Source organism: Mycobacterium sp. NGS18, from assembly GCF_059813185.1.
Window position 1 is genome coordinate 132788 of sequence record NZ_JCALEC010000001.1, and the last position, 25901, is coordinate 158688.

The 25901-nt window shown below is 69.0% G+C and carries 19 protein-coding genes; 9 read left to right on the forward strand and 10 right to left on the reverse strand.

Translation table 11 applies throughout. From position 1 onward, the window contains the following. Positions 1 to 69 precede the first annotated feature (69 nt). Complete coding sequence (locus tag AC5Y31_RS00680) at positions 70 to 924, forward strand: TIGR02569 family protein (RefSeq protein WP_065026616.1); 855 nt, start codon at positions 70 to 72, stop codon at positions 922 to 924. Between the two features lie 2 nt (positions 925 to 926). On the opposite strand, the gene AC5Y31_RS00685 is transcribed toward AC5Y31_RS00680, so the two are convergent. After that, positions 927 to 1223, reverse strand: coding sequence for an MGMT family protein (locus tag AC5Y31_RS00685; RefSeq protein WP_499977399.1), 297 nt, complete (start codon positions 1221 to 1223; stop codon positions 927 to 929). Further along, positions 1223 to 2017 (reverse strand): alpha/beta fold hydrolase, encoded by a 795-nt coding sequence (locus tag AC5Y31_RS00690; RefSeq protein WP_499977400.1) that lies wholly within the window; start codon positions 2015 to 2017, stop codon positions 1223 to 1225. Before AC5Y31_RS00690 ends, AC5Y31_RS00685 begins: the two co-directional genes overlap by 1 nt. A 57-nt stretch (positions 2018 to 2074) precedes the next feature. On the opposite strand from AC5Y31_RS00690, the gene AC5Y31_RS00695 reads away from it, so the two are divergent. The 4 genes from AC5Y31_RS00695 to nudC are packed head-to-tail and all read left to right on the forward strand — an operon-like array spanning position 2075 to position 10668. Further along, complete coding sequence (locus AC5Y31_RS00695; RefSeq protein ID WP_499977401.1) at positions 2075 to 5176, forward strand: ATP-dependent helicase; 3102 nt, start codon at positions 2075 to 2077, stop codon at positions 5174 to 5176. Next, entirely contained in the window at positions 5173 to 8625 is a 3453-nt protein-coding gene (locus AC5Y31_RS00700; RefSeq protein ID WP_499977402.1) for an ATP-dependent helicase, read from the forward strand. Before AC5Y31_RS00695 ends, AC5Y31_RS00700 begins: the two co-directional genes overlap by 4 nt. Before the next feature lie 55 nt (positions 8626 to 8680). Continuing rightward, entirely contained in the window at positions 8681 to 9757 is a 1077-nt protein-coding gene (locus tag AC5Y31_RS00705; RefSeq protein ID WP_065023575.1) for a potassium channel family protein, read from the forward strand. Next, complete coding sequence (nudC, locus tag AC5Y31_RS00710) at positions 9754 to 10668, forward strand: NAD(+) diphosphatase (protein ID WP_499977403.1); 915 nt, start codon at positions 9754 to 9756, stop codon at positions 10666 to 10668. The genes AC5Y31_RS00705 and nudC overlap by 4 nt, the downstream gene beginning before the upstream one ends. 14 nt (positions 10669 to 10682) lie before the next feature. Here the strand turns inward: nudC and AC5Y31_RS00715 are convergent, their stop codons facing one another. Beyond that, the gene (locus tag AC5Y31_RS00715; protein ID WP_065023573.1) at positions 10683 to 10943 is read right to left on the reverse strand and encodes a mycoredoxin; all 261 of its coding nucleotides are present in this window, start codon (positions 10941 to 10943) and stop codon (positions 10683 to 10685) included. Positions 10944 to 11010: 67 nt separating this feature from the next. Here AC5Y31_RS00715 and AC5Y31_RS00720 point away from each other — a divergent pair, with 67 nt between their 5' ends. Beyond that, a complete protein-coding gene (locus AC5Y31_RS00720; protein WP_499977404.1) occupies positions 11011 to 13104 on the forward strand; it encodes an ATP-dependent DNA helicase UvrD2 in 2094 nt (697 codons plus the stop codon). A 239-nt stretch (positions 13105 to 13343) separates the two neighbouring features. After that, positions 13344 to 13592, forward strand: a complete 249-nt coding sequence (locus AC5Y31_RS00725) for a WhiB family transcriptional regulator (RefSeq protein WP_499977405.1) — start codon at positions 13344 to 13346, stop codon at positions 13590 to 13592. A gap of 4 nt (positions 13593 to 13596) precedes the next feature. Here AC5Y31_RS00725 and AC5Y31_RS00730 read toward each other — a convergent pair whose 3' ends face one another. From AC5Y31_RS00730 to AC5Y31_RS00745, 4 genes are all read right to left on the reverse strand, one after another. Further along, positions 13597 to 14946, reverse strand: a complete 1350-nt coding sequence (locus AC5Y31_RS00730; RefSeq protein ID WP_499977406.1) for a macrolide-binding ATPase MABP-1 — start codon at positions 14944 to 14946, stop codon at positions 13597 to 13599. 55 nt (positions 14947 to 15001) lie between these two features. Continuing rightward, complete coding sequence (locus tag AC5Y31_RS00735) at positions 15002 to 15868, reverse strand: TOMM precursor leader peptide-binding protein (protein WP_499977407.1); 867 nt, start codon at positions 15866 to 15868, stop codon at positions 15002 to 15004. A 107-nt stretch (positions 15869 to 15975) separates the two neighbouring features. Further along, on the reverse strand, positions 15976 to 16122 hold the full coding sequence (locus AC5Y31_RS00740; protein ID WP_499977408.1) for a hypothetical protein: 147 nt from the start codon (positions 16120 to 16122) through the stop codon (positions 15976 to 15978). 77 nt (positions 16123 to 16199) lie between these two features. Next, entirely contained in the window at positions 16200 to 16604 is a 405-nt protein-coding gene (locus tag AC5Y31_RS00745; RefSeq protein ID WP_499977409.1) for a hypothetical protein, read from the reverse strand. A gap of 430 nt (positions 16605 to 17034) precedes the next feature. On the opposite strand from AC5Y31_RS00745, the gene AC5Y31_RS00750 reads away from it, so the two are divergent. Beyond that, the gene (locus tag AC5Y31_RS00750) at positions 17035 to 17619 is read left to right on the forward strand and encodes a hypothetical protein (RefSeq protein WP_499977410.1); all 585 of its coding nucleotides are present in this window, start codon (positions 17035 to 17037) and stop codon (positions 17617 to 17619) included. After that, positions 17616 to 18656 (forward strand): helix-turn-helix domain-containing protein, encoded by a 1041-nt coding sequence (locus AC5Y31_RS00755; RefSeq protein ID WP_499977411.1) that lies wholly within the window; start codon positions 17616 to 17618, stop codon positions 18654 to 18656. The genes AC5Y31_RS00750 and AC5Y31_RS00755 overlap by 4 nt, the downstream gene beginning before the upstream one ends. A 67-nt stretch (positions 18657 to 18723) precedes the next feature. On the opposite strand, the gene AC5Y31_RS00760 is transcribed toward AC5Y31_RS00755, so the two are convergent. From AC5Y31_RS00760 to AC5Y31_RS00770, 3 genes are all read right to left on the reverse strand, one after another. Next, on the reverse strand, positions 18724 to 21372 hold the full coding sequence (locus tag AC5Y31_RS00760) for a site-specific DNA-methyltransferase (RefSeq protein ID WP_499977412.1): 2649 nt from the start codon (positions 21370 to 21372) through the stop codon (positions 18724 to 18726). After that, positions 21362 to 24436 (reverse strand): BPTD_3080 family restriction endonuclease, encoded by a 3075-nt coding sequence (locus AC5Y31_RS00765; RefSeq protein ID WP_499977413.1) that lies wholly within the window; start codon positions 24434 to 24436, stop codon positions 21362 to 21364. Before AC5Y31_RS00765 ends, AC5Y31_RS00760 begins: the two co-directional genes overlap by 11 nt. Before the next feature lie 78 nt (positions 24437 to 24514). Beyond that, entirely contained in the window at positions 24515 to 25870 is a 1356-nt protein-coding gene (locus AC5Y31_RS00770) for a zinc-dependent metalloprotease (protein WP_499977414.1), read from the reverse strand. Between the last annotated feature and the right edge of the window lie 31 nt (positions 25871 to 25901).

Below are 25901 nucleotides of genomic sequence, written 5' to 3' on the forward strand. Positions count from 1 at the left end.
CTGGGACCGCCGCATGAACCAGCGGCGAGGCTCCCCGATGCCCTGACCGTGACCGCTTAGGCTGACCGTGTGACTGTCGAGCCGCCGCCTGAGCATGTGCTGGCGACGTTCGGCCTTCGCGGCGTCGCGCCCACCCCGCTGGGTGCCGGCTGGGAGGACGGCTGGAAATGCGGGGAAGTGGTGGTGTCCATGGTGGCCGACCACGCCCGGGCCGCGTGGTCGGCGAAGGTGCGCGAGACGCTGTTCGCCGACGGCATCCGGCTGGCCCGGCCGGTGCGCTCCACCGACGGACGCTATGTGGTGTCGGGCTGGCGGGCCGACACCTTCGTGGCCGGCAGCCCGGAGCCCCGTCACGACGAGGTGGTCTCCGCGGCGGTTCGGCTGCATGAGGCCACCGCCAAATTGGAGCGGCCGCGTTTCCTCACCCAGGCGCCGGTGGCGCCGTGGGCGGACGTCGACGTGTTCATTGCCGCCGATCGGGCGGCGTGGGAGGAACGGCCGTTCGCCTCGCTGCAGGCCGGCGCCCGGCTGGCCCCGGGCTCGGTGGACGGCCAGCGCTCGATTGACCTGATCAATCAGCTCGCCACCTTGCGCAAGCCCACCAAGGGTTCCAGCCAGTTGGTGCACGGCGACCTCTACGGCACGGTGCTGTTCTCCGGCGCCGCGGCGCCCGGGATCACCGACATCACGCCGTACTGGCGCCCGCCGTCGTGGGCTGCCGGGGTGGTGGTGGTGGACGCCCTGTCGTGGGGTGAGGCCGACGACGGACTCATCGAACGCTGGGAGTCACTGCCTGAGTGGCCGCAAATGTTGTTGCGCGCGTTGATGTTCCGGCTCGCGGTGCACGCCCTGCACCCGCGGTCGACGGCCGAGGCGTTCCCGGGCCTGGCGCGCACCGCGGCGCTGGTGCGCTTGGCGCTGTAGCGTCAGAACCGGTGCCGCGCGGTGCGCAGATCCACCTTGCCGTCGGCGGCCAGAATCCCTTCGGCGCGAAGCCGTTCCAACTGCCGGGTGCTCAGGTGCGGCGCCGGCTGACCGGACGCCCGGATTACCCGATGCCACGGCAGATCGGCGGAATCTGTGCGCATGATCCATCCGACGATGCGGGGGGTGGAAAGCCCTGCTGCGCAGGCGATGTCGCCGTAGGTGGCGACCCGGCCGGCGGGGATCGCGGCGACCAGCGCGCGCACCGCCTCCACTTGGGCTTCGGTCACCGGAGCCATCAGGTCACGGGCAACCGGGCGCGGATCAACTCGGCAACCTCGCCGGGCCTGGCGTGCGGCACCATGTGCTGGCAGTCGAGGTCCACCAGCCGGAAATCCGGTCCCAGCCGTTCGGTCAGCGCGGTGATGAGTTCTTCGCCCACATACGGCGGTGAGGTTCGGGTGGCCCGCACCAGCGTGGTGGCGGTACCCGGCGCCGGCAGGACGATGCCGCGGGCCAGCTCGCTCCAGTACGACATCATCGCCGGGACGCTGATGCGCCAGCCGACACGCCCGCTCGGCAAGGTGATGAGGTGTTCGTCGACTTCGGCGTCGAGCACGGCCGGGGCCACGTCGGCCCAGGAGCCGTGTTCCTTTTCCGCGCGTGCTTCGGCGGCATCGGGATAGTCCGGGGAGGCCAGCATCGCGTCGGCGATCTGCGCCATCCAGCCGCCGTCCAAGCCGACCGCCGGATCCAGCAGCACCAGCGCGCCCACCAGATCCGGATGGCTGGCGGCCAGCTGTAGGGCCACCGCACAGCCGAACGAATGCGCGACCACCAGGACTGGCCGATCGGCCGAGCGCTTGAGCAGCGCGGCCAGCGCACTCACGTTGGCGTCGAGGGTCCACGGCGCCGCCCACGACGAGCGGCCGTGACCGATCAGATCCGGTGCCGCGACGCTGAATTCCCCCAAATGATCGTCGGCCAAGTGTTGCCAACGCTGGCCGTGTCCGGTCAGGCCGTGGATCGCCAGGATCTGGACCGGTGCGGGCGGTCCGTAGCGGTGCACGTGCAGGAGATGATCGGAATTCACTCGTTGATGGTGCCAGCCGCGGCCGGACTTGTCAGAGGGCAGTGCTGTCATGGCGGTATGACGCAGCACTGGGGATCGCATGCCGCCGAAGCGCGCGCCGCGCTCGATCCGGCAGGGCGCGGCGTCCTGCGGGTGTTCGGCGGGCCCGGGACCGGTAAGACCAGCCTGCTGCTCGACACGGCGGTGGCCCACGTCGCCGACGGCCTTGACCCCGAATCGGTGCTGCTACTCACCCCCGGCCGCATCGGCACCGCTGCACGCGCCGCGGTGACGGCGGCGCTGCTGCGGGCCCGCCCGCCCGGCCGGCCGGTGATCCGGGAATCCGTCGTGCGCACCGTGCACGGCTACGCCTTCGCGGTGCTGCAGCGCGCCGCGCGCCGGGCCGAGGCCGCACCGCCCCGGCTGGTCACCGGGGCCGAGCAGGACAGCGTCATCCGCGAACTGCTCGCCGGTGACGGAGCCGCAGCCTGGCCGCCGTCGTTGCACGCGGCGCTGGCCACCGACGGCTTCGCCACCGAACTGCGGGACTTGATGGCGCGCTGCGCCGAACGCGGCGTCGACGCGGCCGAGCTGGGCCGGCTCGGCAAGCGGTGCCGCCGCCCGGAGTGGGCCGCCGCCGGTCGCTTCGCCCGGCAGTACGAGCAGGTGATGCTGCTTCGCGCTGCGGTCGGCACCGCGGCACCCCAGGCGACCACGCCGGCCATGGGTGCTGCGGAACTGGTCGGGGCCGCGTTGGAGGCCTTCGCCGCCGACCCCGACCTGCTGGTCGAGGAACGCCGCCGGATCCGGTTGCTGCTGGTCGACGATGCCCAGCAACTCGACCCGCAGGCGGCCCGGCTGGTGCGGGTGCTCGCCGCCGGCGTGCAGCGCAGCGTCATCGCCGGCGATCCCGATCAGGCGGTGTTCGGCTTCCGCGGTGCTGAGCCCGCCGCCCTGCTCACCGACGACGCACCCGCCGTGCAGCTCTCGGTCTCGCACCGCTGCGCCCCGGCGGTGGCTAACGCCATCAACGCCATCGCCGCACGGCTGCCCGGGCCCGGCCCCGCCCGCCGCCTCGAGGGCACCGGGCCCGACGCCGGCTCGGTCGCCGTGCGCACCGCGGCCTCCGGTCATGCCGAGGCCGCGTTGATCGCCGACACGCTGCGGCGCGCCCACCTGGTCGACGGCGTGCCGTGGTCGCAGATGGCGGTGATCGTCCGCTCGGTGCCGCGCGCGGCGACCCGGTTGCCCCGCACCCTGGCCGCCGCCGGCATTCCGGTGACCCTGCCCGCACCCGGCGGCCTCCTGGCCGATCAGCCGGCGGTGGCCGCCCTGCTGGGCGTGCTGGAGTGCGCCGTCGACGGCGTCGACGGCCGTCGGGCACAGGACCTGCTCACCGGCCCGATCGGGCGCATGGATCCGATCTCGCTGCGTCAGTTGCAGCGCATCCTGCGCCGAGGCGGCTCGCGGGAAGCAGATTCCGGCGACCGGTTGGCGGCGGTGCTGTCCGGTGACTCCGGCCAGCTGCCGGCCGCTCATGCGCGCCCGCTGCGGCGGGTGCGCGCGGTGCTGCAGGCCGCGGCCCGCAGCCACGCCGACGGCCGGGACCCGCACTACACGCTGTGGCAGGCCTGGAATCGGTCCGGGCTGCAGCAACGCTGGTTGTCGGCGACCGAGCGCGGCGGGACGGCCGGCGCCCAAGCCGGCCGGGACCTGGACGCGGTGACCGCGCTGTTCGATCTCGCCGAGCAGTACACCGCGCGCACCGCCGGCGCGACCCTGGCCGGGCTCGTCGACCATGTCAGGGCCATGCAACTGGTGATGCCTCGCGCCGAACCCGCGGCCGGCGTCGATGCGGTCGCTGTGCTCAGCGCGCATGCCGCCCTGGGCCGCGAGTGGGATCTGGTCGTCATCGCCGGTGTGCAGGAAGGACTGTGGCCCAACACCGTTCCGCGTGGCGGCGTACTGGGCACCCAGCGGCTGCTGGACACCCTGCACGGCCTCGGTGACGAAGTCTCGGCCCGCGCACCACTGCTGGCCGAGGAACGGCGGCTGCTGGTGGCGGCCATCGGCCGGGCGCGTCGCCGGGTGATGATCACCGCCGTCGACGGGGAAGGGGACGGCAGCGCCGAGGAGCAGATCCCGTCGGAGTTCGTCACCGAACTCGCGGCCTGCGCCACGCCCGATGACGCCCGGACGCCGGCACCGCCGGTCGTGGCCCCGTCGGTGCTCTCGGCGGCCGGGCTGGTGGGCCGACTACGCGCTGTGGTCTGCGCGCCGGAAGCAGAGCTGAGCGATTCTGAACGTGCCGACGCCGCAACGCAACTGGCGCGGCTGGCGGCTGCCGGGGTGCCCGGTGCCGACCCGGCCGGCTGGCACGGCGCCGCGCCGGTGAGCACCGAGGAACCGCTGTGGCGCGCCGAGGATGGGCGGGGCGTCACGCTGTCGCCCTCGGCGTTGCAGAGCCTGCTGGACTGCCCGCTGCGCTGGCTGGCCGAGCGCCACGGCGGGTCCGACGGCCGTGACCTGCGCTCGACGATCGGGTCGGTGATGCACGCCCTGGTCGCCGAATCGGCCGTCACCGCAGCGGAATTGCTGGCCGAGTTGGACCGGGCCTGGCAGCAGCTGCCGTTCGAGTCGGCGTGGTACTCGGCCAACGAACTCCAGCGGCACCGCGCCGTGATCGAGACGTTCCTGGCGTGGCGGGCACAGACCCGGGGTGAGCTCACCGAGGTCGGCACCGAGGTCGCCTTCGACGGGGTGATCGACGCCGGGGACGGGGTGCGGCTCCGCGGTCGGATCGACCGGATCGAACGTGACGCCGCCGGACGGCTGGTGGTCGTCGACGTCAAGACCGCCAAGACCCCGGTCAGCAAGGACGACGCGCAACAACACGCGCAGCTGGCCGTCTATCAGCTGGCGGTGGAAGCCGGCCTGATCGGATCCGGTGAGCAACCCGGTGGCGCCCGGCTGGTCTACCCGGCCAAGCCCGGAGCCGGCGGCGCCACCGAGCGCGAACAAGACCCGCTCACCGCCGAAACCGGCGGCCAGTGGCGCGAGCGGATCGCGCAGGCGGCCGCGGCCACCGCCGGGCCGCGGTTCACCGCCCGAGTCAACGACGGTTGCCGGCACTGCCCGATCCAGCCGATCTGCCCGGCCCACACGCGGAGCGGCGCATGAACCCGCGTTACAGCCCGGCTGAGCTGGCTGAGGCGCTCGGCTTGCACCAGCCCACCGCGGAACAGGCCGCGGTCATCGCCGCGCCGCCGGGCCCGCTGGTGGTGATCGCCGGAGCCGGCGCCGGCAAAACCGAGACGATGGCCGCCCGGGTGGTTTGGCTGGTCGCCAACGGCTACGCCGACCCGGGCCAGGTGCTGGGGCTGACGTTCACCCGCAAGGCCGCCGGCCAACTGCTGCGCCGGGTGCGCTCCCGGTTGGCCCGGCTGGCCGGCGCCGGCCTGCTGGCTGCCGAACCCGGCGGTTCAGCGAGGCTCGACGGAGGAGAGGCGAAGCTGGGACCGCCGTATGAACCCGGCGGTTCAGCGGCATCGGCTCCGGTGGTGAGCACCTACCACGCGTTCGCCGGCGCGCTGCTGCGTGAGCACGGGTTGCTGCTGGGCATCGAGCCCGACACCCGGCTGCTCACCGAGACCGGGTTGTGGCAGCTGGCGTTCGAGGTGGTCAGCGGTTACCCCGGCGAGCTGCGCACCGACCGGGATCCGGCCGCGATCACCTCGATGGTGTTGCGCCTGGCCGGGCAGCTGGCCGAACACCTGGTGGACACCGAGGCGCTGCGAGACACCCACCTGGAGTTGGAGCGCCTGGTCCACACCCTGCCGCCGGGACCACGTCAGCGCGCCGAACCCAACCAGACGTTGCTCAAGATGCTCGACACCCAGACCGAACGTGCGCAGCTGGTACCGCTTATCGACGCCCTGCATCAGCGGATGCGCGCGGAGCGGGTGATGGACTTCGGCACGCAGATGGCCACCGCCGCGCGGCTCGCGCAGGCCGACGAGTCCGTCGGCGCCCGGCTGCGCGCCACCTACCGGGTGGTGCTGCTCGATGAATACCAGGACACCGGGCATGCCCAGCGCATCGCGTTGTCGGCACTGTTCGGCGGGGGATCCGACGACGGCCTCGCGCTGACCGCAGTCGGCGACCCGATCCAGTCGATCTACGGCTGGCGCGGCGCCTCGGCCACCAACTTGCCGCGCTTTGCCACCGACTTCCCGCTCTCCGACGGCACCCCGGCTCCCACCTTGGAGCTGCGGACCAGCTGGCGCAACCCGCCGGAGGTGCTGCACGTGGCCAACGAGGTCTCCGCGGAGGCGCGGCGGCGCTCGGTCACCGTGCACACGCTGCGGGCGCGTCCGGATGCGGCACCGGGCGAGGTGCGGCTCGCGCTGCTGCCCGACCTGACCGCCGAACACCAGTGGGTCGCCGAGGCGCTGCAGCGCCGCTACCGCCAGGCCGAGGCTGAGGGTGTCGCTCCGCCCACTGCGGCGGTGCTGGTGCGGCGCAACGCCGACGCCGCGCCGTTCGCCGAGGCGATCCGGGCCCGGGGCGTCCCGGTGGAGGTGGTCGGGCTGGCCGGGCTGCTGTCGGTGCCCGAGGTCGCCGACCTGGTGGCGATGCTGCGGCTGGTTTCCGAGCCGACGGCCGGGGCCGCGGCGATCCGGGTGCTGACCGGTGCGCGGTGGCGGCTCGGCGCCGCCGACCTGGCCGCGCTGTGGCGGCGCGCCGCCGAGCTGGTCCGCCCCGACCACGCCACCGAGCCGGTCTCGGCCGCCGAGATCGCCGCGCAGGCCGGACCCGATTCCGACACCGCATGCCTGGCCGACGCGCTGGCCGACCCCGGGCCAGCGGAGCGCTATTCGGCCACCGGGTACCGGCGTATCGCCGCACTGGCCGAGGAGCTGAGCGCGCTGCGCGGCCACCTGTGGCATCCGCTGCCCGACCTGGTGGCCGAGGTGCGCCGGGTGCTGGGCCTGGACTGTGAGGTGCTCGCCGCGCAGCCGGTGGCCGCCGCGTTGGGCACCGAACAGCTCGACGCGTTCGCCGACGTGGTCGCCGGCTATGTGGAGGGCGTCGGCGGCCCGGCAACCCTGCCGGGTCTGCTGGCGTACCTGGATGCGGCCGCCGTGGTGGAGAACGGGTTGGCGCCGGCCACTCCGGTGGTCGCCGCTGACCGGGTTCAGGTCCTCACCGTGCACGCCGCCAAAGGACTGGAATGGCAGGTGGTGGCGGTACCGCACCTGGTGGCGCGGGTGTTCCCGTCGACCGCCTCGCGGCGCAACTGGCTCTCCGATGCCGCCGAGTTGCCGCCCCTGCTGCGCGGTGACCGCGCCGAGCCCGGCGGTTCAGCGAGGCTCGACGTAGGAGAGCCGAAGCTGGGACCGCCGCATGAACCCGGCGGTTCAGCGAGGCTCGACGTAGGAGAGTCGAAGCTGGGACCGCCGCATGAACCCGGCGGTTCAGCGAGGCTCGACGTAGGAGAGTCGAAGCTGGGACCGCCGCATAAACCCGGCGCCCACGGTGTCCCGGTGCTCGACACCGGCGCGGTCACCAATCGAAAGCAGCTGTCCGACGCCATTTCCGAGCACCAGCGCCGGCTGGACCAGCGCCGGGTCGACGAAGAGCGCCGGCTGCTCTACGTCGCGGTCACCCGCGCCGAGGAGACCCTGTTGGTCTCCGGTCACCACTGGGGAGTCGGTGAGACCAAGCCGCGTGGGCCGTCGGACTTCCTGACCGAACTCAAGGCGGTCATCGAGGAGTCCGGCGCCGGAGTCATCGAACACTGGGCGCCGGCGCCGGCCGACGGCGAGCCAAACCCGCTGTGCGACAACGCCGCAGAAGCCGTTTGGCCGACGGACCCGCTCGGCTCGCGCCGCGACTCCGTGGTAGCCGGAGCCGCACTGGTCGCCGCCGCGATGGCCGGGGACTCCGCGGCGTCGGCCGACAGCCCGTGGGCCGCCGACGTCGATGCGCTGCTGGCCGAGCGGGCCCTGGCGGCCGCACAACCGGACCGAACGCTGCCCGGCCAGGTCTCGGTGAGCAATCTGGTCGAGCTGAGCCGCGACCCGGCCGGCGCGGCGCAGCGGCTGACCCGCCGGCTCCCGACCCGCCCGGACCCGCATGCGTTGCTGGGCACCGCTTTCCACGACTGGGTGCAACGGCTCTACGGTGCCGAGCGGCTCTTCGAGCTCGACGATCTACCGGGCGCTGCCGACGCCGACACCGCCAGGGCCGACGCGCAGGAGCTCGCCGGCCTGCAGGAGGCGTTTTTGGCCTCGCCGTGGGCGGCCCGCTCACCGGTCGCCGTGGAGGTGCCCTTCGAGATGGCCGTCGGGCACACCCTGGTGCGCGGGCGGATCGACGCGGTCTTCGCCGAGCCGGACGGCGGCGTCACCGTGGTGGACTGGAAGACCGGTGCGGCCCCGGCCGGGCCGGAGGCGCAGCGGCACGCCACGGTTCAGCTCGGGGTGTACCGGCTGGCGTGGGCCGCGCTGAGCGGCTGCCCGGAATCGAAGGTGCGGGCCGCGTTCCACTACGTGCGCACCCGCACCACCGTCGTCCCCGACGAACTGCCCGAGCTCGCCGAGCTGACCGCGCTGCTCAACGGTTGACGACCGGTGTGGTTACAGTGGGTCCGTGCGTCAGGCTGACCGATGACCGCCCGTCGTGGCAGGAGCTAGCTGGCGACGGCTGCGTCGTCTCGACGAGGCGCTGACCGCCCAACCCAGTCACGCGCTCGTCGGCGTCCTGCGCATCCCCCAGGGACAGTCCAGTCCCGGCCGCACCGTCTACCGGCGCTCCCTGATCGCGCTGGTGGCCCTGCTGGTGTCCACGATCTTCGTCTACATCGACCGGGACGGCTACCAGGATGTGCAGGGCGACCGGCTGACCTTTTTGGACTGCCTCTATTACTCGGCGGTGACACTGTCGACCACCGGGTACGGCGATATCACGCCCGTCACCGAGTTCTCCCGCCTGATCAACGTCGCGATCATCACCCCGCTGCGGATCGCCTTCCTGATCCTGTTGGTCGGGACGACCGTGGAGGCGTTCACCGAGACTTCTCAGCAGGCATTCCGCATTCAGCGTTGGAGGAAAAGAGTGCGAGACCACACCATCGTCATCGGATACGGCACCAAGGGCAAAACCGCGATCGCCGCGATGCTCGGCGACGACGAGACCACCCCGAGCGACATCGTCGTGGTGGACAGCGACCGGGCTGTGCTGGAACGGGCGAAGAGCGCCGGCTTCGTGACGGTAGACGGCGACGCGACCAGGTCGGACGTGCTGCGGCTGGCCAGTGCCCAGCGCGCAGCGGCGATCGTGGTCGCCACCGGCGACGACGCCAACGCGGCACTGGTGACCCTGACCGCCCGCGAGATCGCCCCCGAGGCCACCATCGTGGCGGCCATCCGGGAAGCCGAGAACCAGCACCTGCTCGAGCAGTCCGGCGCCAACTCGGTGGTGGTGTCCTCGGAGACCGCCGGGCGGCTGCTCGGCATCGCCACCACCACGCCCAACGTGGTGGAGATCATCGAGGATCTGCTCACCCCCGACGCCGGCTACGCCATCGCCGAGCGGGAGGTGGAGCAGAAAGAGGTCGGCGCCTCGGCGAAGCATCTCACCGAAATCGTGCTCGCCGTCGTCCGCGACGGGCAGCTGCTGCGGCTGGACGCACCGGAAGTCGATGCGATCGAGACCGGTGACCGGCTGCTCTACGTCCGTACGGTGGGCAACCAGTGAGCTTCCAGCTGCGCCAGGTGCCCCTGCTGTCGCGGATCGGCGCCGACCGGGCCGACCAGTTGCGCACCGACACCGACGCGGCCGTCGCCGGCTGGCGGGCCGCCGCACTGCTGCGGGTCGATCCCCGCAACCAGGTGCTGGTCGCCGACGGCCGGGTGGTGTTGCACGACGCCGGCGAACTCGGCGACATGCCCCCACCCGACGCGGTGTTCCTGGGCCGCCTCGAAGACGGCCGGCACGTCTGGGCGCTCCGTGGTGCGCTGCAGGCGCCGCCCGACGGCGACGTTTCGGTGCTGGACCTGCGGGCCATCGGAGACGTCTTCGACGACACCAGCGCGCAGCTGGTGTCCTCGGCCATCGCCTTGCTGAATTGGCATGAGAGCGCCCGGTTTTCCGCCGTCGACGGCACACCGACCAAACCGGTGCGCGGCGGGTGGGCGCGGGTCAATCCCGTCACCGGCGCCGAGGAGTTCCCCCGGATCGATCCGGCGGTGATCTGCCTGGTGCACGACGGCGCCGACCGGGTGGTGCTGGCCCGCCAGCACAATTGGCCGGTGCGGATGTTCTCGCTGCTGGCCGGGTTCGTCGAGGCCGGCGAGTCGTTCGAGGCCTGTGTGGTCCGGGAGGTCCACGAGGAGGTCGGGCTGGCGGTGCGCGACGTCAGTTACTTGGGCAGCCAGCCCTGGCCGTTCCCACGCTCGCTGATGGTGGGCTTCCACGCGGTCGCCGACCCGGGGCAGGAGTTCGTGTTCAGCGACGGCGAGATCACCGAGGCGAACTGGTTCACCCGCGACGAAGTGCGCGCCGCGTTAGACGCCGGGGCCTGGAGCGGCGGCTCGGCGGAGGCGAAACTGCTGCTGCCCGGGTCGATCTCGATCGCCCGGACGATCATCGAGTCCTGGGTCGGCTGATCCCGCGGAGGCGATCAGCTGCTGAGCCGATCCAGTTTCGCCTTGACCTCGCGGCCGGTCGGGTTGGTCAGCGTCGAGCCGTCGGCGAAGCGCAGCGTCGGCACCGTGCGGTTGCCGCCGTTGGCTTCCTCGACGAACTTGGCGGCGGTGGGATCCTGCTCGATATCGATCTCGTCGTAGCCGATCTCGAACTTCTCCAGGGCCTTCTTGAGCTGGCGGCAGTAACCGCACCATTGCGTGGTGTACATGATGAGCGGCGGATCGCTAACAGTCATAGCTCTCAAAGCTAGTCGCTGAGGATGGCGGGCCGCTCGCGGCCGGGCGTCGGAGGTCCCTGTCAAGATGGACGCCATGGATGCGCTGATCGCCGGCTTGGACGACGAGCAGCGCGCCGCCGTCCTGGCGCCGCGGGGGCCGGTGTGCGTGCTGGCCGGTGCCGGGACCGGCAAAACCCGCACCATCACCCACCGGATCGCCCAACTGGTTGCGGCCGGTCACGTCGCGCCCGGACAGGTGCTGGCGGTGACGTTCACCCAGCGTGCCGCCGGTGAGATGCGCTCGCGGCTGCGTGCCCTGGGCTCGGCCGCCGGCAACCCGGCCGGCGTCGGCGCGGTGCAGGCGCTGACGTTCCACGCCGCCGCGCGCCGGCAGCTGCGCTACTTCTGGCCGCGGGTGGTCGGCGACACCGCCTGGGAACTGCTGGACCGCAAGTTCGGGGTGGTCGCCCGGGCCGCCGGCCACGCCGGGCTGCGCCTCTCCAACGACGACGTGCGCGACGTGGCCGGCGAGATCGAGTGGGCCAAGGCCTCCCTGATCGGGCCGGAGCAGTACCCGGAGGCGGTGGCGGCCGCCGGGCGGGACACCCCGATCGAGGCCACCAAGCTCGCCGACGTCTACGCCGGCTACGAGGCGCTGAAGGCCCGCGGCGAAGTGGCCATGCTCGACTTCGACGACCTGCTGTTGCACACCGCCGCCGCGATCGAGAACGACGCGGCCGTGGCCGCCGAATTCCGGGACCGTTACCGCTGCTTCGTGGTCGACGAATACCAGGACGTCACCCCCCTGCAGCAGCGGGTGCTGTCGGCCTGGCTGGGCCAGCGTGACGACCTGACCGTGGTCGGTGACGCCAACCAGACCATCTACTCGTTCACCGGCGCCTCGCCGCGCTACCTGCTCGACTTCACCCGCCGGTTCCCCGAGGCCGCCCTGGTGCGCCTGGAACGCGACTACCGCTCCACCCCGGAGGTGGTGTCGCTGGCCAACCGGGTGATCGCCGCGGCCCGCGGACGGGTGGCCGGCAGCAAACTCAAACTGATCGGTCAGCGCGATCCCGGCCCGGCACCGACCTTTCGGGAGTACCCCGACGAGGTCGCCGAGGCCGCCGCGGCGGCCAAGTCGATCGCCCGGCTGATCGAGGGCGGCACCGCGCCGGCCGAGATCGCCGTGCTCTACCGGATCAACGCGCAGTCGGAGGTCTACGAGGAGGCCCTGACCGAGGCCGGAATCGCCTACCAGGTCCGCGGGGGAGAGGGCTTTTTCACCCGCCAGGAGATCCGCCAGGCGCTGGTGGCGCTGCGGCGCGCAGCAGAGCGTGGCGCCGACGGGCCGCTACCTGACGTCGTGCGCCAGGTTCTCGAACCGCTCGGGCTGACGGCCGAACCGCCGAGCGGGACCAAGGCCCGGGAACGCTGGGAGGCGCTGGGCGCGTTGGCCGAACTGGTCGACGACGAAGTGGCACAGCGCCCCGACCTGGATTTGCCCGGCTTGCTGGCCGAACTGCGGATGCGTGCCGACTCTCGCCACCCGCCGACGGTGCAGGGCGTCACGCTGGCCTCGCTGCACGCCGCCAAGGGGCTGGAGTGGGACGCGGTGTTTTTGGTGGGCCTGGCCGACGGCACCCTGCCCATCTCGCATGCCCTGGCGCACGGCCCGGACAGCGAGGCCGTCGAGGAGGAACGCCGGCTGCTCTACGTCGGCGTCACCCGCGCCCGGGTGCATCTGGCGTTGAGCTGGGCGCTGGCGCGCGCCCCGGGCGGGCGGGCGTCGCGCAAACCGTCGCGGTTCCTCAGCGGGATCGCGCCGCAGGCCGATGCTGCGGCGACACCGGCCCGGCGCCGAACCCGCGGCGCTCCGAAGCACTGCCGGGTCTGCAACAAGACGCTGAGCACACCGGCGGCCATCATGCTGAGCCGGTGTGAGACCTGTGCGGCCGACGTCGACACCGAGCTGCTGGTGGCGCTCAAAGATTGGCGACTGCGCACCGCCACGGAGCTGAAAGTGCCTGCCTACATAGTTTTTTCGGACAACACGCTGACCGCGATCGCTGAGATGCTGCCCGTCGACGAGGCCGCTCTGGTGGCCATTCCGGGCATCGGTGCGCGCAAGCTCGAACAGTTCGGTTCCGACGTGCTCGAGCTGGTCCGCAACCGGGACTGAACACGCAGGTCAGAAATTCGGTTGTGCATCCCGGGCGGCAACCGTTAACCTGCCTAACCATGAACACCCCGAACACGATCGGCGTACATGCGGCTGCTGCGGCGGCGCATGCCGCTGCCGGCGTGTCCGTGCATCGGGGTTTTGTCTAACGCATCAGCTCAAGCCGCCCGATGGCCACGGACCCAGACCAGGATCCGTGGCCATATTTTTTGCGTTATTCCCAGAACAGGTGACCAGCGATGATGAAGAACCGACCCGAGCTTCCGTGCAATCGTGATCCCGACCTGTGGTTCGCCGACGACCCCGCGGACCTGGAGCGGGCCAAAGCGCTCTGTGCCGGCTGCCCGATCCGCCGGCAGTGCCTGGCGCTGGCACTGCAGCGCGCCGAACCCTGGGGGGTGTGGGGCGGCGAGATCCTCGACCGCGGCACCGTCATCGGTCGCAAACGCCAGCGCGGGCGCCCGCGCAAGGAGCCGGTGGCCGCCTGAGTGCCTAGGGTCCGACCGCTACGGCGTCGGGATCGGTGAATCCGGGCACCAATTCCTCGGAGAGCCGCTTGATCGGCACGTGCGCGTCGAGCTGGCACATGATCGCCGTGGTGGAGGCCAGCACCCGCATCGGCATCGCCAGCTTCGGCGGCAGATCCAGCTGACGGGCGGTCTTGAGTTGCTCGACGGGGCGTTCCAGCTGCTTGCCGGCCATGCGCATCAGCCATTTGCGGCTGTAATGGAACACCTCGACCTCCACCGGCTCGACGTACTGGCGCAGCATCTCGTCGATCTCGCGTACCGAGACCTCCTGGCCCTTCTGGATGAAGCCGCCTTTGCGCATCGTCGCGATGACCTGGTCGTAGTCGTTGTCCCGGGCGTAGCGCACCGCGGCGCCCAGCTCCGGGGGGAAGCCGCCGGGCATCGGCGCCACCGCGCCGAAGTCGATCACGCCCATCCGGCCGTCCGGGAGCAGCATGAAGTTGCCCGGGTGGGCGTCGCCGTGGATGAGCTCCAGCCGGCGCGCGGCGTCCCAGGTGAACTCGGCCAGCCGGGTGCCCATCAGGTCACGTTGCTCGACGGTGCCGTTGCGGATGATCTCGGCCATCCCGACGCCGTCGATCCACTCCTGGATCACCGCCTTGGGGGCGCTGGCCACCACGTTCGGGATGAGAAAGTGCGGGTGGCCCGCGTAGGCCTTGGCGAAGATCCGCTGGTTGTCGGCTTCCAGCCGGTAGTCCAGCTCCATCTCGGTGCGCTCGATCAGCTCATCGACGACACCTTGGACATCGACACCGGGCGCCAGCTGCTTGAAGACGCCGGTCAACCGCCGAATGGTCTTCAAGTCGGCGCGCAGTGCCTGGTCGGCACCGGGGTACTGGATCTTGACCGCCACCTGGCGGCCGTCGCCCCACACGGCCTTGTGCACCTGGCCGATGCTGGCCGAGGCGATGGGGGTGTCGTCGAACGAGGAGAACCGTTCCCGCCACTTGGTGCCCAGCTGGGCGTCGAGCACCCGGTGTACCTTGTCCGCGGGCAGCGGTGGGGCGTCCTTTTGCAGCTTGGTCAGCGCCTCCCGGTAGGGCTCGCCGAATTCCTCGGGGATGGCCGCCTCCATCACCGACAGCGCCTGCCCGACCTTCATCGCGCCGCCCTTGAGTTCACCCAGGACGGTGAACAACTGGTTGGCCGCCTTCTCCATGAGCTCGGCGGTGACCTCGTCCTTCGACTTGCCGGTCAGCCGCTTCCCGAGACCGAGAGCGGCCCGGCCGGCGAAACCGACGGGCAGACTGGCCAGCTTCGCATTGCGCGCCGCACTCCCGCGCTTGATCTCTGACACCTGTCCATCATCCATGATGTCGTTGTGGCGCTGGTCACCGCGTGCGAAATCGCCGGTACACGGCGTGCGGTCAGCAGTCGCACAGCGGGTGGCGCTCCCAGCGCCGGGTCATGATCGACCCGGTGGCCAGATCCAGTTCGAGGGTGGCGTTGAGCGTCGGCGGGGGAGCCAGGCCCCGATCGGTGGCCGTCCCGCGCACCGCCGCGATCACCTTGTCGACCTGGCTCAGCGCCAGGGCCACCGTCGCCAGCACCGTCGCGCGGTCGGTGTGGGCGACGGTGTCGCGCAGCTGGGCGGCCACCGCCGGCCAGGAGGCGTCGCGATCGCGCCGGTGCAGATCGGCACATCCCAGGCAGCTGGTCTTGCCGGGAAGCACGAGCGGGCCGACCACTCCGGTGCCGTCGCGCACTCGCACCGGCAGGTGCGGCACCCGCTCGGCGTGCAGCTCGCGCACCAGCCGCGGATCGGTGACCAGATAGTCGGTCAGCACTACCAGATCCGTGCCGGCGGTGCTCACCTCGGCGTGTGGGTGGCTGCTGCGCCGGACGACGGCGCCCGAGCAGCGCAGTGACTCGACCAGTAGATCCGACAGTGGCCCGCGGCCGTGCACCCGCAGCGACACCGCCCGGTGCGGCCGGCGCGGGCCGCGGATGACGGCGACGCGTGCCTCGAGCAGCGCCCCCAGCAGGCTGTCGAGCTCCGCACCGTCCACCGGGCCGTGCCGGGCGGCCTCGATCCGCAGCTCGGCAGCGGTGGCGGGGGTCTGCATGCAGCGCAGCACGGCGGCCAGCCCGGTAGCGCTCAGGCCAGGTGGCGGCTGCACCAGGACGGCCCGCTGCGGATCCCAGCCGACCTGCACCGCCCCGTCCGGACGCAGCAACACCGGTCGCGCCGGGTCCAGCGTGTAGGCGGGTGTCTCGGACTCAACCCTGCTCACAGACCGACCCTGTCACGCCGGGGGGTGCGGCCGACTCCCGTTATCCACAGGGCCGGCCGCGGTACCCGTTCACGCGTCCAGGGCCTGGTCCTCGTGGCGCTTGATGATCAAGTTCGGGGGACGCGGATTTCCGCGGCCCCGGCCATCTCCTGCGCCTTGGCGTTGGTCATCCGTTCCCCGTTGGCGAGGTAGACGACCTCCTGGTCAAGATCGATGTCGTCAGCCGGGTCGATCTCGTAACCCTTGGCATCCATGTTCACCACTCCAGTGTGCTCGAGGACTCCGCAAGCCGGCTGCCGGAGCGGTGCGATGAACTCTGAGCCGCGAGGCTTCAGTCGACTACTCGCACTTCAAACGGGATCGCGATAGAGCCGCCGCCCTCGATCGTCTGAATCAGGGTCCTCCGGCCACCTATCTCCTCCGCGATGCCGATATGAGTTATCCAAAACCGGTTCTCGCCTGAATGGGCATCGATTGAGATTGTCTCGTCGCCGACTACGCGTGGGACGCCACTGCCGTCGACCACCTCGGTGATCATCCGATACGGCTTCTGGTGGTCGTCCGGCCCAGCCTGCATCAACGTGATGAGATGTCCGAACCCCATGAGCATGTCACCCGCGTCGTTGAACTGCCCCGCGCGGGGAACCGCGATCCAATCGAGCACACCGCCGATCACATTGAGCTTGTTGTCGACAACTTCGGCATGTTCGGCGAGGAAAGCACCTGTTATTTGCATCTGCTCAACGTACGATCTCGGTCCGACAGAAGCCGACGACCGCACGCCAGCAGGGCTAGAACCTCTAACTCACCATGTCGAGCGACGCGCTCAGCTTCGTCACCGGGAATTTGACCCCGCTCACTTCACGTACGTGGTCGCCACCCATTCGTCAGCTTCTTGTCCACGACCAGTCCCGGTTCGACGGCCGGTAGCCGGGCAGCACCACCACCAGCACACGGTCCGGGCTGGACTACGGCGTCCGAGCAGCGGAGTGATCGGGCAACAGATCCGACTGCGGCCCGCGGCCGTAGGTCCGCGTGTCATGGCAGCGCACTGCTAGTGGACCTCCGCGCTAACTTGTCGTGCCTGCAAAACCAGTCGATTGTCAGCAGCGGCTGGTATATTTTCTGGTATGTTTTCACGACTTTATCCGCTTGATGGCGAAGTCATGGCGGAACTCGGAGATAAGTTCCTGGATGCTCTGGTCGGCGCTGTCAGAGGCGCACGCGGCGACATCGCGGATATGCGCGAGTGGCGGCCCGGTTGGTTTCCGGCCATGCACAGTCGTTGTCTTTCCAACCTCATCCACGACCGGATCTGGGCGCGGTTGATCGCCGTCATCGAAAGCGACCCGAACACCGAAATCATCGAGTTCGGTCCCACCCGCGAGATCGCGGTCGGCACGCACCTTCGGCTTCGGGTCAAGCGGCACCACACCGGTGACACGATCAGCACCTACCCGACTCGGACCGCAATCGAGTTCTGGCAGCAGGGCAGCCAGTACGCCTTTCCGGGACTCGACGAGATCCGCATGGGGGTGGGGTATCGGTGGGACCGCGATACCCGCGAGATCGGTGCACCGGTCCTATCGCTGCGTGACGGTAGGGATAACGTCATCTGGGCCGTCGAGCTGGATGAGCCAGCCGAGGCCGTCAAGGTCACGTGGATCCCGATCGAGCCGACGCTGCCGACCCTCGACTTCGGGGACCTCGACCACGAGGGTGACGAGCCAGGAGCATCGGGGGAGCAATGAACCGCCTGGGAGACGTGCTCGCGATCGCACGCAAAGCGCGAGGACTCACCCAGACCGAGCTGGCCGACCTGGTGGGCCTCACCCAGCCCGCAATCAACAGGTATGAATCGGGCGACCGCGACCCAGACGAGGACATGCTGGCCAAGCTGGCCGGTGTTCTCGGGGTGACCGAGGGACTTCTCGCGCACGGCAACAAGTTCCGCGGCGCGTTGGGCGTCGAAGCGCACATGCGGCGCCAAAAAACCACCAAAGCCTCGGCGTGGCGGCAGCTGGAGGCGCGGTTGAATCTGCTGCGGGTACATGCGTCATTTCTTTTCGAAGAGGTGTCGATGGCAAGCGAACAACATGTTCCCGCGTTCGACGGAGAATTCACCCCTGCCGAGGATGCTGCTCGGATGGTGCGTGCGCAGTGGCGGATGCCGATGGGGCCGGTCGTCAACCTCACCCGATGGATCGAGGCCGCCGGATGCCTGGTGTTCGAAGAGGACTTCGGCACCCAGCGCATCGATGGGTTGTCACAGTGGGTCGGTGACCACCCCGTGATGCTGATCAATGCCAACGCCGTGCCGGACCGCAAGCGGTTGACCGTCGCTCACGAGCTTGGCCATTTGGTGCTCCACTCTAACGGACCCACCGAGAACATGGAGACCGAAGCCACCGCGTTCGCTGCTGAGTTTTTGATGCCGGCCAACGAGATTCGTACCGAGCTGCGTCAGCTTGACCTGGGAAAGCTGCTGGAACTCAAGCGCGAATGGGGCGTTTCGATGCAAGCCCTGCTAGAACGCGCCTACCGGATGGGCCTGGTGTCGGGTGAGACGCGCACCAAGTTTTACAAGGCTATGAATGCCCGCGGCTGGAAGACCAACGAACCGGGAGTCGAGTTCCTGGCCAAGGAAAAGCCCAGGCTGCCGGCCCACATCGGACAGCTACTCAAGAGCCGAGGATTCACCGACCAGCAGGCCGCCGCAGTCGCTGGATACCGCGACCTCGCCGATAGCCCCTTCCGGCCCGAGAGCGGCCACCTGCACTTGGTCTGAGGGCGGGCCGTCCTCCGTTGATTACCGCGCCACGGCCGTCATTGGGTGTTGGGCGAGGCGGACGGGCTCAGACCCCGAAGACCTTCATCACCTCATCGCCGTAGTCGTTGATCACCTTCACCGCGATCTTGCCGGTGTCGGGTTTGGCAAACGGCCGGGATTCGGTGCGGTGCAGGCTGGCCCAAGCGTCAACATCGATGTCGGCTTTCAGCGCGGTCTTGAGCCGCCGGTATGGGTCGTTGCCGCCGGTGAAGTAGCAGTGCCGGACGAAGAACGATTCCTCGTCGTAGTTGGTGTCGATCATCCACAGCGCGATTTGGCCGGTGTCGTTGTTGCGGATCTCGCCGGTGGTGGGGTCGTAGACGTCGACCCCACGCAACTCCACGATCACTTGGCCGTCATCGGTGTCGCGCAGCTCGATGTCGGGTTCGCCGAAGACGGTGAACAGGTTGCCGGCGCCGGTCTTCTTGAGTTCGGCACCGATCAGCAGGTCGGCGTTCATCCGAACCAGCAGCACCGGGATGCGGCCGAGTTTGCGCTCCCCGGCCACGTTGGCGAAACCGTCGTCGCTGGCCTCGACGGTCACTCCGTCATCTTCGGTGACACCGGTTGCCTGCGGGTCGAAGGCGAAACCCAACACGCACAGCAGGTCGATGTCACCGGCCCGGATCGCTTCCTTGGCAGCGCTTTTGATGAACGACGCGCTGACCGTCCCGTACTGCGGTCCTAGCGCCAGTCCGACCCGGCCGGCGTCGTTGCGTTCGCCGACCGCCTGGATGAACTCGCCGGCATAGGACTCCACGGTGGCGAACTCGATGCGTTCCTTGCGCTTGCCGTTTTGGATTCCGGCCTTGGCCAGGTTGTCCAGGATCGATTGTTCGAAGGTGGGGTTGTCGGCCTGCTGCGCGGCCACCGATTCGCTGATCGTCTCCCGGTTGGCGTCCTCGACGGTGCCGGCGAACGCCAGCGAGCGGTGCGGGGAGAGGCTTTCGACGGTGAACGGGCCGGTGACCCGGACCTTCTTGGTGTCCTCGTACGGCTTGTCGTAGAGCTGCTCGAAGTCGGCGTGCCGCTTGATGGCCGCGTCGATCTCCGCCCGCGACATGCCCTCTTTGATGTCGGGGTTGTTGGCGATCGACTTCAGTGTGACGTGCTGGACGCGCTCGTAGACGAAGCCGTGCCGGATATCGTTGGTGACCGGGCCTGGGGGAGCGGGCTTTCCGCTGACCGCGGCTTCCTTGGTCTTGCCCGCTTCGGAGTCGGCGATCAGGTAGTAGGGGAACTTGGCGCCCATCAGCCGCTGGCGGGCCAGTGCCAGGGCCACCCGGGAGGTGTCCATCGTGATCCAACGCCGGCCCCACTGCTCGGCGACGAAAGCCGTTGTGCCGCTGCCGCAGGTCGGGTCGAGGACCAGGTCGCCGGGGTCGGTGCACATGAGCATGCAGCGTTCGATGGTGCGTGTCGCGGTTTGCACGACATAGATCTTGGGATCGGCACGGCTTTGAACACCGCCGATGTCGGTCCAGGAGTTGCTCACTGCGAATGCTGGGAAGTCATCGAGGTATCGAACATACGCAAGTGTGTTGCGAGTCCGAGCGACCCGCCCAGCGAGCTGGAGCCTTCTCATGCCGTGCTGATTCGTTTTCCATCGGCTCTGCATCGTTGGCGTAAACTTCTGTCCGTCCACCTCGACGGGGAACCAGGATGCGGCACCTTCGCCCTTTGCACGGCCTTGGCTTTGGCTTGTGAGGTTGTCGAGTCGATACAGACGTCCGGAGTCATCTGTCTGGTTGTATTTCGACGCCCCAGCGCCACCGGCAGCCTTTTCAAGGTATACCTGTCGAAACTTCGCTTGATCTCGGTCCTTCGCATACCAAACGATGTAATCGGTTGTACCAGCAAGGAAGTCACTCGTTGCGCCGGCGGTTGTCGCGAAGGTGATCAGGCTAATGAAATTCTCGCTCCCGAACACCTCATCCAGCACACACCGCACCAAATGCACGTTCTCGTCGCCGATCTGCACGAAACAAGATCCGCTCTCGGTCAGCAGATCCCGCGCCACTACCAGCCGGTCCCGCAGGTAGGACAGATACGAACTGATGCCCAGCTCCCAGGTGTCACGAAAGGCCTTGATCTGCTCGGCTTCCCGCGCCGCGTCTTCCATCTTGCCGTCTTTGACGTCGCGTTTGCGGGCTGACACCTGCCAGTTGGAGCCGAACTTGATGCCATAGGGCGGGTCGAGGTAGACCATCTGCACCTTGCCGCGTAACAGCTCCCGCTCGGCGAGTGATCCCATCACCTGCAGCGAGTCGCCGAGGATCATCCGGTTCGACCAGTTGGCGGGGTGCTGGTAGAACTCCAACTGCGACAGCTCGTCCAGTCCGTCGAAGGAGTCGAACAGTGACAGCTCCGGTTCGTCTTCTTCACGATCGGCGGTGCGGCGCAGATTCTCGATCAGCACCCGCGGGTCGATCTTTTCCTGGATGTAGATCGGCGGTGCGTCTACCTGCAGATCTGCCGAATCCTGCTTGTCCTTACCGCGCCATACCAGCTGCGGGTCCAGGCTCGGGTCACGCGGGTAACGCAGCGGCGGTTGGCCTTCGATGGCCGGGTCGATGAACTCCTGGGCGTCGGCGGTGGGGATGTTGGCGCGCTTGTCGCCGTGCTGAATGGCCTCCACCGGCGTGGGGCCGGTCTGGACTTTCTTACGCGCCACGTCGCACCTCGTTGTAGTCCAACAGATCGGGGTCGCCGATGATTGGCGCATCGGCGTACAGGCCGTCAATCGCCTCGTTCAATACTTCACGCACGCTGGCCATTTGGGTGATCTCAATGTAGCCCCAGCGGCCGAAGCCGCCGTGGTTGTTGACCGCCGGACACCAGCTGTCCCGGGCGGTGCGGGCTTTCTCTTTCGTAGGTCCGGGGCTCTTCTGGCCGCCGGAGACCTCTACGATCAGCACCCGGTCGAAGTCCTCACCGTCGGGGCGTACCAGCCGCAGCAGAAAATCCGGGACGTAGGCGTGCGAGCGGCCCTTGTGCACATACGGGATCGCGAAGCCCAGGTGGTCGTTTTTCACGAACGCCGCGACGCGGGAGTTGAGTTCACATTCCAACGCCAGGATCTGCTCCCAGGTGTTGGTGCCCACACCGTCGAGCACCACATGGCTCACCTCGGATTTGGTCGCCTCGATCGCCGGCTTGTGGGTCAGGAAGCTCACTTGCTCCGTGGAGCCTTCTGGGGCGAAGCGCCGCAGCATCGGCCGCAGCCGGGCCTGGCGGTTGTCGTCTTGGCGGGCGATCGCGTTGACGATGGCTTCGACGGCTTCGGCCTGCTTTTCGGCGCTGGTCACCAGATAGCCGATGTTGCGCCCGGATTCGACCCGGACGCATTCGTCGATCCACTGGGAACAGATCTTCACCAGCTGGGGGAACAGCCATGGCCGCAGGTCGGCATCGTCGTGCTGGTAGTGGGTCATCAGCAGCCTGCGGGCCAGGTGAAACGCCACCTCCTGGGTGCGGAAGGTTTTCGGGTCGCGGTCGTCGCTGCGTTCGCTGCGCCCGACGATGCCGGCCGATTCGGTCCAGGTCGGTACCGTGCCGGTGCTGAGCACGAACGCGTCGGCGCCGTCGCTGGAGAAGATCAGCTGCGCGTCGGGGATCTCCATCCGGTAGCCGTCGAGTTTCGGGAACCGGATCCGCAGATGTTCGCGGCCCCCCAGCGAGCGCACCTCAAGGGCCGGCGGGCGCGGTGGTGATTCCTTGGTGGCGTGATCGGAAGGGATGAACGCGAACGGGATCCCGTAGATCTGGGCGTACTCGGGTTCGAACATCCCGTCGTCGTTGACCGCGTACGAGCGTCGGCGCAGCCCGCGGCCCACCACCTGTTCGCACAACAGCTGGCTGCCGAACGCGCGGATGCCGAGGATGTGGGTGACGGTGTTGGCGTCCCAGCCCTCGGTGAGCATGGCGACGCTGACCACGCAGCGCACCCCGGCGCCGAGCGCACCCGGCTTGCCGACGGTGTTCATCACCTCGCGCAGCAGATCTTCGTCGGTGATCTTGTCGGTGTCGGCACCGGGATGAGCCAACCGGTACTGGGTTTTGAACGCCTCGATCTCGGCGGCGGCCGCAGCCTTGAAGTCCGCCTTGAGCGCTTCACCGGATTCCAACTGGGCCGAATCGACCAGGATGGTGCGGGGCCGCTCGACCAGCGTGCCGTTCACCACGTTGCTGAATAGATCCAGGTTCCCCGGACGCAGCACGGTCTGGCCGGTGGGCGCCTCGATCTGGCATCCGGCGATCCAGTCGTAGACCAGCTTGGACACCACCGTGTTGGGGCAGACCACGATGTAGACCGGGGGCGTCTCGCCGAGCGGCTGCAGATTTTGCTGCCAATGCTTGTAGGACCGCTCGTAGCTGCGGTACAGGCTGCGCAACGCGCCTTCGAGCACCTCTGGCGGTGGCCAGTTCTTTAAGTCGAGATCGTTTTTCGATTTACGTTTGGGCAACTTGTCGCCGATGTGATCCCACAGCCGCAGATAGGTCACCAGCTCTCCGGCGGCGTCGTCATCAACCGGGGTTTGCGGCACCTTGACGATCCCGGACTCGATGGCGTCCATCAACGAGAAATCGCTGACGGTCCACGGAAAGATGTAACCCTCGTTGTAGCCCGAACCGGACAGGTAGAACGGTGTTGCCGACAGGTCGTAGATCGCCTTGACGCCGATCCGCCGGTTGATCGCCTGAATGCCCTTGAACCACACCCGCGCGTCTTCGTTGGCGGCGGCCTGTTCAGCGGTGAGCTTGCCGTGCCCGGCAACAGCCTCGATCGGCTTGTCCTGATAGCAGTGGTGGGCCTCGTCGTTGAGCACGACGATCTCCTGGCGTCCCTTGGACTCCGCCACCCCGAAATCGCGCAGCACCCGGGTCACCATCGCCTCCGGGGTCTCTTTGAACGGGTCGGTCGATTTACCGGCCAGCAGGATCTGCCGGGTGGTTTTGCTGACCCCCTTGATCTCCTTGGCGTCGCGCAGCAGAAACGAGTGGTAGTTGGTGATGATGATCTGCGCCTGGTGCAGCGCCCCGCCGAGGTCGGGTGGGATGAGGTCACGCGCCGCGTAGTAGTTGCCGGGATCGCCGGGGAACAGCACCCGCAGCCGGTCGCGGATGGTGATACCGGGGGTGATCACCAGAAACCGCTTGGCGAACCGGGCGTCCCGGGGGCTGTGCACCTTGTTCAGGGTCTGCCAGGCGATCAGCATCGCCATCACCACGGTCTTGCCCGAGCCGGTCGCCATCTTCAGTGCTAGGCGGGGCAGCGCAGAATTATGTGCGGCGTTCTCGTCGTCGACGCGGCGACGCCAGTCGGTGTAGCCGTGCCGCCCGGAGACCTCTCCCAGGAAGATTGCGGTTTCGGCCGCCTCGCGCTGGCAGAACAACACCCGGTTCTCCCGGGCGGGGTCCGACCAGTGCTGGAGCAGTTTCCGGCTGATCGGCGTGACGCGCTCATAGTCACGTCGGCGCCACTGGTCGACCTCGCGGCGCAGCTCGTTGATCAGGTCGTTGCGTTTACGGCGTTCGCCGGTGAGATCGAAATCGATCATCTCCTGCACACCGGCCCCGCGGGCGGTCTTGCGGGCGGCTGCGATCGGAATGAAGGATTCACTGGGCCGCCGGCCGCCATTGATCTCACCGGTCGGTCCATTGGGTCCGATGGCGAAATGCCTGGTCGGCGGGTCGTAGGGGCCGTTGAGGATCGGATTGTCGATCGGGTCGGCCATCCCACTCCCTTAGCTTCTGCTGTCAGCCGAACTGACTCTAGGCGTAGCCAGGGACAAATCTCGGGCGAACCCGGCGAGTCACTTATCGCCGGTGTCGTCGCGGTCCTCGCTGCCGCGCTGGAACTCGGCGATCGCCGCATCGATGTCGCTGGTCTCACCGCCCAGCATCCGGTCGATGAACGCGGCCGGGTCATCGAGGTCGGCGGCTTCGGGCAACAGGTCCGGGTGCTGCCACACCCGGTCGCGGGCGTCGACTCCGACGGCCGCGGTCAGCCGCTCCCACAGCACCGCGGCTTCGCTGAGCTTGCGCGGGCGCAGTTCCAGGCCGACCAGGGTGGCGAAGGTCTGCTCGGCCGGACCGCCGGTGGCGCGGCGCCGACGCAGCGTCTCCGACAGCGCGGCGGTGCCGGGGATCCGGTCACCCAGCGCTGCTGTCACCACCGTGCGCACCCAGCCCTCGATCAGCGCCAGCAGGGTCTCCAGTCGCTCCAGGGCGGCCAGCTGCTCCGGCGTCGACTTGGGTTCGAACACCCCCTGATTGAGCAACTCCTCCATCGCCGACGGGTCGGCCATCATCGCGGACGGGTCGAAGCCTTGGGCCAGCTCCTCGATACCCCGGATGTCGATCTGCATGCCGCGCGCGTAGGCCTCCACCGCGCTGAGCAGCTGGTTGGCCAGCCAGGGGACATGGGAGAACAACCGATGGTGGGCCGCCTCGCGGGCCGCTAAGAAGGTGACGATCTCACTGCGCGGCTGCTCCAGGCCCTCGGCCAGTTCCTCGATCGCCCCGGGCAGCAGGGCGGCAATTCCTTTGGGCCCCAGCGGCAATCCGATGTCGGTCGAGGTCAGTACCTCTCCGGACAACCGGCCCAGCGCCTGGCCCAGCTGCGATCCGAACGCCAGCCCGCCCATCTGCGACATCATCGACAGCAGGGGGCCGGCCATGCTCTTGGCCTCCTCCGGCAGCGCCGAGGCCCACACCGACGACACCTGCTCGGCCATCGGGTCGCACAGTCGCTGCCAGGTGGCCATGGTGTGCTCCACCCAGTCCACCGGGGTCCACGCGGCCGAGCCGGTGGTGCCGGCCGGCAACGAGGTCACCCCGTTGAGCCACGTCTCGGCCAGGTGCACCGCGTCGCCGATGGCGGTGGCGGTCGACCCCGTGACCGGCGCGACCGAACCGATCGAGCGGGCCGCGACCTGTCGGGCCAGGTCGTAGTTCACCGGCCCGGCCGGCCGGCCGCCGCCCACCGTGCCGGCGCTGCTGAACATCTGGCCGAGCTGCGTGAAGATCTGGCCCAGGTCGGAGATGTTGAAACCGGCACCCATTCCGAACGGATCGCTCGGCCCGGAACCCGAACCAGGTTCGCGCCCCCCGGGTCGCTCGCGGTCGGGGTCGTCCCCGGAAGAGAAACCGAAGGGCAGATCAGCCATAGACACAACCGTACCCACCGGCATCCGGCCG